General features: G+C 62.4%; 18 protein-coding genes and 1 pseudogene. 14 read left to right on the top strand and 5 right to left on the bottom strand.

Annotated elements, in window-relative coordinates; all coding sequences use genetic code 11:
• Window positions 1–55: 55 nt before the first annotated feature.
• Both C5J26_RS11555 and C5J26_RS11550 read left to right on the top strand, forming a co-directional pair.
• Window positions 56–1,009, top strand: coding sequence for an alpha/beta hydrolase family protein (locus tag C5J26_RS11555; protein ID WP_371681913.1), 954 nt, complete (start codon window positions 56–58; stop codon window positions 1,007–1,009).
• A gap of 26 nt (window positions 1,010–1,035) precedes the next feature.
• A pseudogene (locus tag C5J26_RS11550) lies at window positions 1,036–1,454 on the top strand (thiol-disulfide oxidoreductase DCC family protein).
• A gap of 32 nt (window positions 1,455–1,486) precedes the next feature.
• On the opposite strand, the gene C5J26_RS11545 reads toward C5J26_RS11550, so the two are convergent.
• Entirely contained in the window at window positions 1,487–2,368 is an 882-nt protein-coding gene (locus C5J26_RS11545; protein ID WP_105401899.1) for an NAD(P)/FAD-dependent oxidoreductase, read from the bottom strand.
• Window positions 2,369–2,519: 151 nt separating this feature from the next.
• On the opposite strand from C5J26_RS11545, the gene C5J26_RS11540 reads away from it, so the two are divergent.
• The 5 genes from C5J26_RS11540 (at window position 2,520) to C5J26_RS11520 (ending at window position 6,227) form a co-directional block, all read left to right on the top strand.
• Window positions 2,520–2,987 (top strand): Rrf2 family transcriptional regulator, encoded by a 468-nt coding sequence (locus C5J26_RS11540; RefSeq protein WP_105401898.1) that lies wholly within the window; start codon window positions 2,520–2,522, stop codon window positions 2,985–2,987.
• Window positions 2,988–3,108: 121 nt separating this feature from the next.
• Window positions 3,109–3,885 (top strand): L,D-transpeptidase, encoded by a 777-nt coding sequence (locus tag C5J26_RS11535; protein ID WP_245437345.1) that lies wholly within the window; start codon window positions 3,109–3,111, stop codon window positions 3,883–3,885.
• Between the two features lie 224 nt (window positions 3,886–4,109).
• Window positions 4,110–4,811: a L,D-transpeptidase gene (locus C5J26_RS11530; protein ID WP_105402179.1), complete on the top strand. Its 702-nt coding sequence runs from the start codon at window positions 4,110–4,112 to the stop codon at window positions 4,809–4,811.
• A 61-nt stretch (window positions 4,812–4,872) separates the two neighbouring features.
• Window positions 4,873–5,757 carry an aminoglycoside phosphotransferase family protein gene (locus C5J26_RS11525; RefSeq protein ID WP_105401896.1) on the top strand — a complete coding sequence of 295 codons (885 nt, stop codon included), beginning with the start codon at window positions 4,873–4,875 and terminating at the stop codon, window positions 5,755–5,757.
• A 62-nt stretch (window positions 5,758–5,819) separates the two neighbouring features.
• Window positions 5,820–6,227, top strand: a complete 408-nt coding sequence (locus C5J26_RS11520; RefSeq protein WP_105401895.1) for a DUF6766 family protein — start codon at window positions 5,820–5,822, stop codon at window positions 6,225–6,227.
• Window positions 6,228–6,286: 59 nt separating this feature from the next.
• On the opposite strand, the gene C5J26_RS11515 is transcribed toward C5J26_RS11520, so the two are convergent.
• Window positions 6,287–6,772, bottom strand: coding sequence for a MarR family winged helix-turn-helix transcriptional regulator (locus C5J26_RS11515; protein ID WP_206051175.1), 486 nt, complete (start codon window positions 6,770–6,772; stop codon window positions 6,287–6,289).
• Window positions 6,773–6,929: 157 nt separating this feature from the next.
• Here C5J26_RS11515 and C5J26_RS11510 point away from each other — a divergent pair, with 157 nt between their 5' ends.
• Window positions 6,930–7,352 (top strand): organic hydroperoxide resistance protein, encoded by a 423-nt coding sequence (locus C5J26_RS11510; protein WP_046631314.1) that lies wholly within the window; start codon window positions 6,930–6,932, stop codon window positions 7,350–7,352.
• Between the two features lie 12 nt (window positions 7,353–7,364).
• Here the strand turns inward: C5J26_RS11510 and C5J26_RS11505 are convergent, their stop codons facing one another.
• Both C5J26_RS11505 and C5J26_RS11500 read right to left on the bottom strand, forming a co-directional pair.
• Complete coding sequence (locus C5J26_RS11505) at window positions 7,365–7,739, bottom strand: TfoX/Sxy family protein (RefSeq protein WP_046664447.1); 375 nt, start codon at window positions 7,737–7,739, stop codon at window positions 7,365–7,367.
• A 71-nt stretch (window positions 7,740–7,810) separates the two neighbouring features.
• On the bottom strand, window positions 7,811–8,266 hold the full coding sequence (locus tag C5J26_RS11500) for a MarR family winged helix-turn-helix transcriptional regulator (RefSeq protein WP_046664868.1): 456 nt from the start codon (window positions 8,264–8,266) through the stop codon (window positions 7,811–7,813).
• Between the two features lie 57 nt (window positions 8,267–8,323).
• Here C5J26_RS11500 and C5J26_RS11495 point away from each other — a divergent pair, with 57 nt between their 5' ends.
• The 5 genes from C5J26_RS11495 to C5J26_RS11475 all read left to right on the top strand — a co-directional run bounded on the left by C5J26_RS11495 (window position 8,324) and on the right by C5J26_RS11475 (window position 11,919).
• Window positions 8,324–9,076 carry a thioredoxin family protein gene (locus C5J26_RS11495; RefSeq protein ID WP_206051174.1) on the top strand — a complete coding sequence of 251 codons (753 nt, stop codon included), beginning with the start codon at window positions 8,324–8,326 and terminating at the stop codon, window positions 9,074–9,076.
• A 41-nt stretch (window positions 9,077–9,117) separates the two neighbouring features.
• The gene (locus C5J26_RS11490) at window positions 9,118–9,597 is read left to right on the top strand and encodes a DUF1579 domain-containing protein (protein ID WP_371681912.1); all 480 of its coding nucleotides are present in this window, start codon (window positions 9,118–9,120) and stop codon (window positions 9,595–9,597) included.
• Between the two features lie 75 nt (window positions 9,598–9,672).
• The gene (locus C5J26_RS11485; RefSeq protein ID WP_105401892.1) at window positions 9,673–10,485 is read left to right on the top strand and encodes a VOC family protein; all 813 of its coding nucleotides are present in this window, start codon (window positions 9,673–9,675) and stop codon (window positions 10,483–10,485) included.
• A 193-nt stretch (window positions 10,486–10,678) separates the two neighbouring features.
• Window positions 10,679–11,362, top strand: a complete 684-nt coding sequence (locus C5J26_RS11480) for an alpha/beta fold hydrolase (protein WP_172745830.1) — start codon at window positions 10,679–10,681, stop codon at window positions 11,360–11,362.
• Between the two features lie 26 nt (window positions 11,363–11,388).
• A complete protein-coding gene (locus tag C5J26_RS11475; protein ID WP_105401890.1) occupies window positions 11,389–11,919 on the top strand; it encodes a dihydrofolate reductase family protein in 531 nt (176 codons plus the stop codon).
• 38 nt (window positions 11,920–11,957) lie between these two features.
• On the opposite strand, the gene C5J26_RS11470 is transcribed toward C5J26_RS11475, so the two are convergent.
• The gene (locus C5J26_RS11470; protein WP_105401889.1) at window positions 11,958–12,716 is read right to left on the bottom strand and encodes an SDR family oxidoreductase; all 759 of its coding nucleotides are present in this window, start codon (window positions 12,714–12,716) and stop codon (window positions 11,958–11,960) included.
• 126 nt (window positions 12,717–12,842) lie between these two features.
• Between C5J26_RS11470 and C5J26_RS11465 the strand changes: the two genes are divergently transcribed.
• Window positions 12,843–13,238, top strand: coding sequence for a helix-turn-helix domain-containing protein (locus C5J26_RS11465; protein WP_105401888.1), 396 nt, complete (start codon window positions 12,843–12,845; stop codon window positions 13,236–13,238).
• The last annotated feature ends 145 nt before the right edge of the window (window positions 13,239–13,383 follow it).

Genomic DNA, 13,383 nt, shown 5'->3' with positions numbered 1-13,383 from the left:
GTTTCCTGCAAATGCTGATATCGGCCCGGCGAAACGCTCTTCAGGCTCATCACATATGACAGATCACCGCATTCTTCCTTCCCGAAATCTCATGGAAGACGGCGGTCTGACCCGCCGTGCCCTGCTGGCCGGTGCCGCCGGCCTCTCGGTTGCAGCCATGCTGCCGACCGCGGCCCGCGCGGAGTTTCCTGTTCCCCAAGTCCCTCCGCTCGAAAAGGAGGATTACGGCGATGCCCGCCGGCATTTCCACACCAACCTCATCCGCAAGGGCCCGTCCCCCGAACAGTCGCCCCCGCTCGGCACGCCCGCCGGTTCGAAAAAGGTAATGTATCGCGGCGGACCGGACGGCTCGATCGAGCTGATCGCCTGGATCTCGACCTACGAGCCTTCCGCGAAACTGAAACCCGCGGTCCTTTTCCTGCATGGCGGCAACGCCACCGGCGACGGCCATTGGGAACTGATGAAGGCCTATTGGGAAGCGGGTTACGTCGTCATGCTGCCCTCGTTCCGCGGCGAAAACGGCCAGGCCGGCAATTATTCGGGCTTCTACGACGAGACTTCGGACGCGCTGGCGGCAGCCGCCTATCTGGAGCAACTGCCGGGAATCGACAAGAACCGCTTCTTCCTCGCCGGCCATTCGAATGGCGGCACGCTGGCGCTGCTCGCCTCGATGACGCGAAAGTTCCGCGCCTCAGCGCCGATCTCGGCGGGCGTCAATTCCTGGCGTTATTTCGGCCGGTTCGAGCGGGAAGTGCGTTTCGACGAGAGCGACCAGAAGGAATTCATCATGCGCTCTTCGGTCTGCTTCGGACACAGCCTCAAATGCCCGACGCTCCTGCTGCGCGGCACCGAGGAGCGGCCCTTCGACGCCGATCACCGGCTGCTGGTGGACCGGGCGAAATCAGCCGGCGTTGAGATCGAGGCCAAGCTCCTGCCCGGCAACCACAACGGCGTTGTGCCGGGCGCGGTCGCCGAAAGCATCCGCTTCTTCAACCAGGTCACGGGTTAAGGCCGAGCCTTCGCCGGAGCGCATGTATGAGCGGTAGCAACGGAATGGATTTGGGCGGGCCGATCATCGTCTTCGATGCGATGTGCGTCCTGTGTTCGGCCAACACCAGTTCGTGCTTCGGCATGATCGCGCCGCAAGGTTCCGCCTGGCGTCGATGCAGGGCGAGGTCGGCGCAGCGCTGTACCGTCGGTGCGGGATCGATCCCGAAAACCCCGAAACCATGATCGTCGTGGATGGGCAGAGCGTCCTGCGCGACAGCGACGCGGTCCTGGCAATCTATGACGGGCTCGGATGGCCTTGGAAGGCGCTGTCGGTCATCAGGCTGGTGCCGCGGTTCATTCGCGATCCGCTTTATCGCCTAATCGCCAGAAATCGCTATCGCATCTTCGGACGGCGAGAGGCCTGCTGGCTTCCGTCACCGGAACAGGCCCGCCGCATCCTGTGAAGCCGCATCCCGTGAAGAGGATGTCATAGGAATTACCCGAACATCAGCGACCGGTGTGTCCCCGCGCCCGCCATGGCGCCGTCACCGACGGAGATCGCCACCGAGCCCGCCGCGCGGGCTGCATCGCCGCAGGCGAAAACGCCGGGAATGCTGGTCTGCTGGGTCATGTCGGTGCGGATGAATTTGCCCACCGGGCCGTCCTCCAGGGCGCAGCCGAGCTGTTCGGCGATGGGACTTGCCAGTTCCGTTCGCGACAGCACGAAAAGTCCGGCGAAACTCAAGGCCCGGCCATCCTGCAGCAGGATTTCGGCATGGCCGCCGATCGATGAGATCGGGGTTTCCTCGATGGTGACGCCGCGCGCCGCCAGCTGGCCGGCTTGTTCCTCGTCAGGCCGGAACGCATCGTTGAGCAACAGGGTGGTCGGTCCCCAGTCGGGCAGCATCAGCGCGTGATGCATCGACATGGCGGAGACGCCGATCACGCCGACCTGTCCGCGGTTCAATTCGTAACCGTGGCAATAGGGGCAATGAAAGACGCTTTTGCCCCACCGGTCGATCAGCCCGGGGATCTCGGGCAGGTGATCCTTGACGCCCACGGCGAGCACCAGCCGTTTCGCCGCAAGCTCTCTGCCCCCTGATGTCACCGAGAAACCGGCGTCGCTTTTCCGGGCATCGTCGGCCCGTGCGTCGAGCCATTCGACGGTCGGATAGGCCATCAGCTGGGAGCGGGCCTCGCCGGCGATGATCTCGGGCCGTTCCCCGTCGCGGGTGAGGAACCCATGAGAAGTCTCGGCAAAACGGTTTCTGCGGCGGCCGTCGTCGATGACGAGGACGCGCCGCCGGGCGCGGGCGAGCTGCAGGGCGGCGGAGAGGCCGGCATAGCTGCCGCCGATGACGATCGCTTCGTAATCCATGCGAAATCCTCCTCATGAGTCTTGAAACAACATAAGTTACATGATGGCGCGCGGTCAATAGGTTCGTAACTTATGTTGTTGCGAATGAATGCGCGTGTTAGGAATGCACGTGTTAGGAATGCACGGCCGAAAACGCGTAGGGAGCGCCGCGATGAGACATGACAGCCGCCTGTCCCGCATGCTGCATGTGCTGATCCATATGGATCGCCACGAAGGCGCGGCCACGTCGGAAACCATTGCCGCGATGCTCAACACCAATCCGGTCGTGGTCCGCCGCACCATGGCGGGGCTTCGGGAGAAGGGCTATGTGAGCTCGGAGAAGGGCCACGGCGGCGGCTGGAGACTGGGTCGCCCGCTGTCGGAAATGACGTTGCTCGATATCTACGAAGCGGTCGGCGAACCTGCGGTCTTTGCGGTCGGCCCTGCCTGCGACCAGCCGGCATGCCTGGTGGAGCAGGCGGTCAATGCAGCCCTTTCCGAAGCTTTCGAGGAGGCAGAAAAGCTGCTTCTCAGCCGCTTCGGCAAGGTGACGCTGGCAGATATCGCCCGCGATTTCGATGCCCGCATGGCACGCCGTCCTGCATTGGTGGCCCATGCCGGTGCTGGCTGGCACGCGTGAACGGTTCCACCAGCTTCGCGCCAGCCGCATCTGCCATTGTCGGCGGGACTTCATCTGCTGGAAGCGGGTTCCCATGCCATTCTCCTTTCGACCTTTCCTCCGACCCCTTGGCCTTTCCGTCATGCTTGCCGCGTCCGTGGCGCTCAGTGGCTGCCAGATTCCCTTGGTCACCGATACCAGTCGCATGAACCCGGACGTCTTCGTGCAGCAGACGGCGCCGGTCTTCAACGTCGCGCCCTATGCCGATCCGCCGTCGAACCAGCCGCCTCCGATGCCGGGCGCCATTCCGCACAAGCGCCAGCTCTATCCGTCGACTTTCCACCAGACCTATGGACTGCCGGTTTCCAATCCGGTCCACCGGGCCATGTACGGGGTCATCCGCGACGACGGCCACACGCTTCCGGCCATCCCCTATTCGCGCATCGATGCCCGATATCTGCGCCAGGACGTCGATTACCGCACCAACGAAGCGCCGGGCACGATCGTCGTCGATACCAGGGAACGTTACCTCTATCTCGTGCAGCCGGGCGGCAAGGCGATCCGCTACGGCGTCGGCCTCGGCAAGGCCGGTTTCTCGTGGCAGGGCCGCGGCGTGATCCAGCGCAAGGCGGAATGGCCGCGCTGGACGCCGCCGGACGAGATGGTCGCCCGCCAGCCGGACCTGCGTAAATTTTCGGCCGCCGAGGGAGGTGCCAATCCGGGCCTCAACAATCCGCTCGGGGCCCGCGCGCTCTATATCTTCAAGGATGGCCAGGACACGCTCTACCGCGTGCACGGCACGCCGGACTGGCAGTCCGTCGGCAAGCAGACCTCGTCCGGCTGCGTGCGCATGCTCAACCAGGATGTCATCGACCTCTTCGACCGCGTTCCTTCGGGCACGGCGATCGTGGTCATCTGACCACGGAAACATTCTCTTCAACGAACGGAAAGAGCGGCGTTGCCGCTCTTTTTTATTCGTCATCTCAGGGGATTGAACTGCCGTGTAGGTCTCGTGAATAGTTGATTAAGGACCGCAGACCTATCCTCCAGCTCAAGGAGCGAGTCGGAACCTTTCGACCGCCCTGCCGTTAAAGAGCGATTTTGCTGTTCCCTGCGTTTTACTATCGAGCGGTCCTGCCTCAGATGATCCTGAACCCTTCCTTTTCCCGCCGGAGTTTTTTGTCTCTCCTCGGCGCGGGCGCCGCCTCCACGCTTGCCGGCTGCGCCTCGTCCGTGCCGCGCCCGCTGGCGACGACGGTTGCCTTTCGTCCGGAGCCTATTGAAGGCCCCTCGTCGGAACTGGATGTCATGTACGGCACCGTGGTCGACGGCGGTTTCGTCATCCCGGCAATCCCCTATCGCCAGGTCAACCCGCGCTATTATCGCCAGCAGGTCGTCGATCCGACCGGCGAACGCCCGGGCACGGTGGTGGTCGACACGGCCTCCCGCTTCCTCTACCTCATCGAGCCGGGCGGCACTGCCATGCGCTACGGCGTCGGCATCGGCCGCGAGGGTTTTGCCTGGCAGGGCGAGGGCGTCATCCAGTGGCGGCAGAGATGGCCGAAATGGACACCGCCGGACGAGATGGTCGCGCGCCAGCCGGAACTGACCAAGTATTCGGCAAAGAACGGCGGCATGCCGCCCGGCCTTCTGAACCCCCTCGGCGCCCGTGCGCTCTACATCTTCCAGAACGGCAAGGACACGCTCTACCGCCTGCACGGTTCGCCGGAATGGAATTCGATCGGCACCGCCGCGTCGTCGGGCTGCGTGCGGCTGATGAACCAGGATATCATCGACCTCTACGACCGCGTGCCGGAAAAAGCGCGCATCGTGGTGTGGCAGTAGGCCTTTCTGTCACAGAGGGCTGCTATCAACCCGGCCTGATCCGCCGTGCCGGGAGATTTACATGGTTGAAATCGATGTCCCTCTCGTCAGGGGGCTGATCGCCGAACAATTCCCGGAATGGGCGGGCTTGGACGTGCGGCCGGTCGCGAACGGCGGCTGGGACAACCGCACCTTCCACCTCGGCGACAGCATGCTGGTGCGCCTGCCCAGCGCCGAGCGTTACGTCGCGCAGGTGGAGAAGGAGCATCGCTACCTGCCGGCGCTTGGCCCCCGATTGCCACTTCCCATTCCCGTGCCCCTCGGGCTCGGAAAACCGGGCGGAGGTTATCCCTGGCCCTGGTCGGTCTATGCCTGGATAGCGGGTGACCGATCCAGCCTCCAGACGATCGCCGACCTCACCGTTTTTGCAGAGGACGTCGCGGTTTTCCTCTTGGCGCTCTGGAAGATCGACGCATCCGACGGCCCGCCGGCCGGCACCCATAACTTTTTCCGCGGCGGATCGTTGGAAGTCTATGACGCGGAGACGCGCCGCTCGATCGACATTCTCTCGGGCGAAATCGATGTGCCGCTGATCACCGAAATATGGGAACGGGCGCTCGCCTCGACCTGGAAGAACAGGCCGGTCTGGGTGCATGGCGACGTCGCCGAGGGCAATCTCCTGGTGCGCGGCGGACGGCTTGCCGCGGTGATCGATTTCGGCAGTTCCGGCACCGGCGACCCGGCCTGCGACCTCGTCATCGCCTGGACTCTGTTCGACGAACCGGCTGCCCGCGCTTTCCGCAACCGGGTGGGGCTCGACGCGGAGACCTGGGAAAGGGCGCGCGGCTGGTGTCTTTGGAAAGCGCTGATCACGGTTGCCGGCGAACCCGGAACGAACCCGCTGGTCAAGGAACAGCACCGCCGCTGGATCGACCGGATCGTCTCAGATCACCTAAGTCGAACCTGATCTCTGCGGGAACCACCTCGGAACTTTGTCGTTACTTTGCGCGGGGCGTTCTGGAGGAAGCCATGCAGCAGCATTCACTATGGCGGGCGTATAGCTACGCCTGGATAACCTTGGCATTTTTCGTTTTCAGTCTTGTCGGGCATTGGCTGTTCGGCTGGTTTGCCTTCGTGCAGGAACAGGCCGAACACGGACAGCCGGTCGAATTTTCCCCCTATCTGACGGAAATGTTGCGCGACACTTTTGAAAACTGGCAGTCGGAATTCCTGCAGCTGCTCTGGCAGGTCGGGGGCCTGGCCTTCTTCCTGTTTTTGGGCTCGCCGCAATCGAAGGAAGGGTCCGACCGGCTGGAGGCGAAGATCGACGTCATCCTCCGCAAGGTGGATCCGGTCGATGGCGACGGCGTGATCCGGGACCTGGACGAGCAATATTCGGGCCGCCATACGGACGAACCCGAAGCCCACAAGCCGTGAGCCCGACGGCTTCGTTGCGATCTGCTGAAGACCGGCCTCGGCCGGTCGTGGAAGGTCTGTCAAACAGAGGGCAGTGGGTCTTTCTCGCTTCCCGTATTGGTCAGCCTCTGCTTCAGCGCGATCAGTTCGTCGCGCAGCGCCACCGCCTCTTCGAAGCTGCAGCCGACGGCCTTGCCGATCGCACCGGCGACGCCCGCCGCCTGGGTTTTCAGCTCCGCTCCCTTTTTCGTCAGCGAGATCCTCACCTGCCGCTCGTCATCGCGGTCGCGCTTGCGGGCGACGAGGCCGGATTGCTCCAGCCGCTTGAGGAGAGGGGAGAGCGTGCCGGAATCGAGCCCCAGCCGGTCGCCGATCGCCTTCACCGGCTGGTCGTCCTCCTCCCACAGCGCGATCATCACCAGGTATTGCGGATAGGTGAGGCCGAGCGGCTCGAGCAGCGGCTTGTAGGTGCGCGTGAAGGCATGCGCCGCGCCGTAGATCGCAAAGCACAGCTGCGCGTCGAGCTCGATCCCGAAATTATCCGGGTCGCGCGGTTTTTTCTGCATGGACGGTCCTGTCTTCACGTGCCTGTGCTCTATCTTTTTCGAGCAAACGCATTTTCGCAGGCTTGACGGGAAAATGCAATGCGCGTAATTAGATTGTGCGCAATTGAATTGCGGACAATATTTATCACCCAGGACTAGAACCAAGGGAGTTAGACCCATGCCCATTCTCTACACCACCAAGGCTTCCGCCACCGGCGGCCGCGCCGGCCATGGCGCCTCGGAAGACGGCGTCCTCGACGTCACGCTGACGGTTCCGAAGGAGCTCGGCGGCGACGGTGCCCGCGGCACCAATCCGGAACAGCTCTTTGCCACCGGTTATTCCGCCTGCTTCCTCGGTGCGCTGAAATTCGTAGCCGGCAAGGAAAAGGTAAAGATCCCGGACGACGCCAAGGTGACGGCGACTGTCGGCATCGGCCCGCGCGAAGACGGCGGCGGTTTCGGCATCGAAGTATCGCTTCTGGTCAGCATCCCGGGCGTCGAACGGTCGGTGGCCGAAGACCTCGCCGCCAAGGCCCACATCGTCTGCCCCTATAGCCACGCGATGCGCACCTCGACCGAAGTGCCGGTCACGGTCGCCTGAGGCAGGCCTCTTTCAGGAAGCGGCTCCGGCCGCTTTCTTTTGTTTGCTGTCCGGCGACGACCGTGCCGCGCGATAGGCGGCCGTTGCCCAATCGTTGAGCCGGTCGTCATCGTCGAGCACATCGGCAGGCACCTCGTAGTAGCTCGCGACAAGGACATTCCGGGCGGATGTCTTGTAGGAAAAGGGGCGCGAGTCCAGCGCTTCGAACTGCGGCCTGCTTTCATCGTCCACGCGAAAATACAGCGAATTCTTCATCACGAAGCCGATCTGTGCGCCGCCGACGCGTATCGCGGCGCCGGCAAAATAGCGGGTCACCGTGGCAGGCTCGACCGACGTCAGCCGATCCGCAATGTCTAGAGCCATCTGGCGTGAGGTCGAAAGGGACATGGGTTCTCGGAATTCGAGGTCGGCGGTTTTTCGTTATCTCTCCGGCACCCATCTCCGGTCAAGCCGCCGCCTTACCTGATCACGCCCAGCGTCGCCCGCAGTTCTTCCGGGCCGCCCTCACCAAGCTCGGCATCGACCTCCGCATGCACCCTTATCCAGATCGGCAGAGCGGCGGAAAGCATCGTCATTCCGTCGTCCGTCAGGCGCAGGAGCCGGCCGCGCCGGTCCTTCGGATCGACGGTGGTTTCGACCAGACCGCGCCGTTCCAGCACTTTCAGTGCCGCCGTCAGCGTCGTGCGGTCCATCGCGAGCAGGCTGGCGACCTGGCCCATCGGCGCCGGCTGCGGCCGGTTCAGCGACATCATCAGCGAAAACTGCCCGTTGGTGAGCCCGATCGGCTTCATCGCATTGTCGAAACGTCGGGCCAGCGCCCGCGCCGCCCGCTGTACATGCAGGCAGAGGCACGTGTCGCGTACCAGCAGCGTCGTCGAAAAGGGAATCACTTCTATGGTCGGGGTGTTTGACAGCATGCAAAGAGTATGTTGATATCAACTTATTCTGTCAAGTGTAGGAGGAGACCTGTCATGGATGTCACCATGTCCCCGAAAAATCCTGTCGTCAGCCGCGAGGAATGGCTGGAAGCCAGCCGCAGACTTCTGGCGCTCGAGAAGGAAGAGACGAAGCTGCGCGACAAGGTGCGCGCCGAGCGCCTGGCCATGCCCTGGGTCAAGGTCGACAAAGATTATGTGTTCGACACGCCGAAGGGCAGAAAGTCTCTCGCCGATCTTTTCGAGGGCCGCAGCCAGTTGATCGTCTACCACTTCATGCTCGGTCCGGAATGGGATGCCGGCTGCCCCGGCTGCTCTTTCCTGTCGGACCATATCGACGGCACGCTGCCGCATCTCAACAACCACGACGTCACCTTCATCGCAGTCGCCCGCGCGCCGCTCGACAAGATCGAGGCCTACAAGAAGCGCATGGGCTGGAAGTTTCCCTGGGTCTCGTCCTTCGGCAGCGATTTCAATTTCGACTATCACGTCTCCTTTTCCAAGGAAGACCTTGCCAAGGAGAAGGTGTATTATAACTTCCGTGAAGTGCCGCCGTCCGAGGCGCATGATGAACTGCCGGGCCTTTCAGCCTTCTACAGGAACGAGGCGGGCGAGGTCTTTCATACCTATTCCAGCTATGCCCGAGGCGGCGAAGAGCTGATCGGCACGCTGATGATCCTCGACCGGGCGCCGCTTGGTCGCAACGAGGACTCGACGATGAACTTCGTCAAGCGTCACGACGAATACGAACAGAAACCACAAGAGACGGCTTCATCCTGCTGCCATTGAACGGGTTCATTCTGGAGCTTCGAAAAGAGGAGGAGGAAAAGATGAGCGCGATGGAAATGCCCAAACCCCAGGCCGAACACGGCTTTCTGGAAAGGATGGTCGGCCTCTGGGAGGTGACGTCCACCAGCATGGGCCATGACGAAAAATGGGTCGAGGTCTGCCGGTCGCTGAACGGCATCTGGTTCGTTGCCGAAGGCAGCGGCGAGATGCCGGGAGGCGGTGGGCCCGCCACCACCATGCTCACCCTCGGCTACGATCCGGCCAAGGGCAAATATGTCGGCACCTGGCTCGGCACGATGATGAACCATCTTTGGGTCTACGAGGGGGAGGTGTCGGACGACGGATCGACGCTTAATCTCTACACGACCGGCCCGGATTTCGCCAATCCCGGCAAGACCGGCGATTACCGCGAGCAGATCATCTTCACCGACGACGATCACCGGACATTCAATTCCAGCGCCAAACAGCCGGACGGCACCTGGCAGCAGTTCATGGAAGCACATTACGCCCGCAAGCGCTGAGCCTTACGGGTGCTCAATCAACGCGTCGAACGGCCAACGCGTCGAACGGCGCAGTCATTCGGAGAGGAGACGACCATGTTGCAGACTGTTACTGGGACCAGATCGGAGACCCATGGCAAATTCATCTGGGTCGAGCTGATGACGCCCGATACCGATGCCGGTGGAAAATTCTATTCGTCGGTGGTCGGCTGGAAAGTCAAGGAAATGAGCATGCCCGACATGCCCGCCTATTACCTGTTCGAGATGGGCGAGGGCGACAATTGCCCCGGCATCGGCGGTATGATGAACTTTCCGCCGGAACTCGAAGGCAAGATCCCGCCGAACTGGACGGGTTATGTCGCAGTCGACGACGTCGACCAGATGGCCAAGGACTATGTCGCCAATGGCGGACGCGTGCAGCGCGAGCCGGAGGACATTCCGGGCATCGGCCGCTTCGCGGTGGTTGCCGATCCGCATGGTGCTGTCATCTGCATCATGACGCCGTTGCCGATGGAGAATCCGCCGCAGGAACTCGCCGCGGACGCCGTCGGCAATGTCGGCTGGCGGGAACTTTATGCCGGCAACGGCAAGGAAGCCATGGACTTCTACGGCAAGATGTTCGGCTGGACGCTCGACCAGGACTTCGACATGGGGCCGATGGGCGTCTACCACATCTTCTCCCATAACGGCCGTCAGATCGGCGGCATGATGACCAAGCCGGCGGAAGTGCCGATGGCCTGCTGGTTCTACTATTTCATCGTCGACTCGATCGACGCCGCCATCGCCCGGTTGACGGCAGGCGGCGGCAAGGTCGTCCACGGCCCGATGGAAGTCCCCGGCGGCTCCTGGATCGTCCAGGCGCTCGATCCGCAGGGAGCATTCTTCGCGCTGACTTCCGCGAAGAAGTAAGCGGCACAGTCTGTTTTGGCGGGTGTTGGCCCTCATCCTGAAGGGCATGCGAGGCGTTGAAAGAGATGCCCGCATGTCGCCAAAGGGTGAGGGCCTTCCCTTTTTATGTCTCGATAAAAACCAGTTGCAAAATGAAATTGGATTGGTAAGCTTCAGCCAATTGCAAATCGCAACTGGTTTGAGAGGAAGACCCATGGCGGATCGAAAACTGACATTCCTGATCGTTCACGGAGCCTGGACCGGCGGCTGGTCCTGGGAGAGGGTGCTGAACCGCCTGCATGCCGGAGGCCACCGCGCTTATGCGCCGACGCTGACCGGGCTTTGCGAACGCAAGCACCTGGCAGGCCCGTCCGTCGACCTCGATACCCATATCGACGACATCGTCAACGAGGCGGTCTACAAGGACCTGACGGATCTCGTGCTGGTCGGCCATTCCTATGGCGGCATCGTTGCCACCGGCGTTGTCGAGCGCATACCCGAGCGCATCCGCTCGATCGTTTATGTCGAGGCCTTCATTCCCGAGGACGGCATGAGTTTCACGGACTACGATCCGGAGGGAGACTATTCCGCGCCGATGATCCCTGTGCCGGAAGGACCAGGCGGTCATATGCGCGAAGAGGACGAGCTATGGGCCGCACCCAAGGCGACGCCTCAGCCTTCCGGCACGTTGCGGCAGAAGCTGAAAGTCACCGGCGCCTACGAGCGCGTCCCGAAAAAGACCTTCATCGTCGCGACCGGCTGGGACGGGCCGTTCGGCCAGATGTCGGAGAAATACCGCGGCGCCCCCGGCTGGACCGTGCGGGAGCTTGCCTGCGGCCATGACATCCCGATCGACATGCCGGACGAACTGACGGCACTGCTGATCGAGGCGGCCTGAATACCCTGCAGTGGAGATTTTGCGACATGGCGAAGCTCATCTTTGGAATGAACCTGTCCCTCGACGGTTATGTCGACCACGAAAAAATGGAGACAGGCCCCGTGCTCTTTCGTCACTGGATAGAGCACGTACGTGATCTGACGGGCAGTGTGTATGGTCGCCGCATGTACGAGACCATGCGCTATTGGGACGAAGACCGCTCCGAGTGGGATGCCGAGCGCCACGAGTTCGCCGCGGCCTGGCGGCGCCTGCCGAAGTGGGTCGTGTCGCGCTCGTTGAAGTCCGTCGGCCCCAACACCACCCTCGTCGAAGGTGACGTCGAGGCGGCGATCCGTGACCTGAAGGCTCGGCTCGCTGGGGAGATTTCGGTGTCCGGACCGGACCTCGCGGGAAGCCTGACCGACCTTGGTCTTATCGACGAGTACCGGCTCTACCTCCACCCCGTCGTACTTGGCCGCGGCAAGCCGTTCTTCGCCGGCCCGCGGCCACCGCTCCGCCTTGTTGCCACCGATCGCGTTGGCGAGGAGGTGATCAGGCTGACATACGTGCCTGCTTAAATCCATTCCTCGCCAGACCGAGCGTTGACGCGTCGATATCAGTGGCTCATCGAATTGATGCCGTTGAACATCGCGTCGAAATTGCCGTTCTCGACCGCATGACGCAGCGGCTTGCAGCGTTCGACGACCACTTCCCTGACGTCCGGCTGCCGCGTCAGGATATCCATGACCTCCGAGATGAAATCGGCAAGCGGCATGGCGTTCGGGTCGCTCGCCTGGCGTTCGCCCATCAGCGATGTCTGCACATAGGGCGGCACGATTTCGATCACTTGCGGCCCCGCGTCCTTGAGCTGCTCGCGGATTGCCATCGAATAAGAATGCATGGCGGCCTTGGTGGCGGAATAGGTCGGCGTCAGCGCCATCGGCACGAAGGCAAGGCCCGAGGATACGGTCAGGATCGCAGCATCTTTCCGGGTGCTCAACTGCGGCAGCAGCGCCGCGATCAGCCGGATCGGGCCGAGCAGGTTGGCGGTGATCGTCTCTTCGGCGGTCGCGAGGTAATCCGAGCCGGCGCCGATATGTTCCGGCACCATGATGCCGGCATTGTTGATGACGGCGTTCAGCGACGGATAGGCGGCCGCGAGCTCGGCCGAGGATGACTTGATTGCGTCGGCATCGGCAAGATCGAGCACCATGCCTTTCATGCCGGGATTGGCGGCGGTCACCGCGTCGAGTGTTGCCTGGCGCCGGCCGGTGATGATCACCTGGTTGCCGAGCGCATGGAACGCCTCGGCGAGAGCCCGGCCGATGCCCGAATTGCCGCCGGTGATGAGGATCGTATTGCCGTTCATTTTCATGGTCGTCGCCTTTCCGTTTTGCGTGGCCGGAAAATACGGCTATCAATCTCTTATCGGAAGAAGGCACCCAAAAGATTTATACGCACCAAAAGGAGAGTGACTGTGGATCAAGGAATTCGCCCGTCGATGCGGTCTCCCTCAGGTCGTAAAATCCCCGACGAGATCGACCCGGTATTGGAAGAACTGGTGCGCGGCATCATCGGCCAGGTGGCCGACAAGTGGACCATGCTGATCCTCGAGGTACTGGAAGAACACGGCACGCTGCGCTTCACCCAGATCGGCAAGCTGACCGGCGGCATCAGCCAGAAAATGCTGACCCAGACGCTGCGGCAGATGGAACGCGACGGTTTCGTGTCGCGCAAGGTCTATCCGGTCATCCCCCCGAAAGTCGAATACAACCTCACCGAACTCGGCCGAAGCCTCAGCGCCGCCTTCTGCGCGGTCTGGGAATGGGCAGCGACCCACCACGCTGATATCGACGCGGCGCGAAAAGCCTTCGAGGAGCGCAACGGGAAAGCGTGAGTTTTTCTCCTTATGGAGGGGAGGGAAGGGATCTCCTTATCCGGCTGCCACCACCGCTTCCCCGTTTTGACGGCCGGACGATCGCATGTGGGACGTGAGACGGTGCGGCGTCCCTAACCCTCCCCCTTGTGGGGAGGGTTAGGGA

Origin of the sequence: Neorhizobium sp. T7_12, assembly GCF_002968535.1 — a bacterium.
Taxonomy (GTDB): domain Bacteria; phylum Pseudomonadota; class Alphaproteobacteria; order Rhizobiales; family Rhizobiaceae; genus Neorhizobium; species Neorhizobium tomejilense.
The sequence above is the reverse complement of the archived record's forward strand: the minus strand, read 5'-3'. Positions and strand labels throughout refer to the sequence as shown.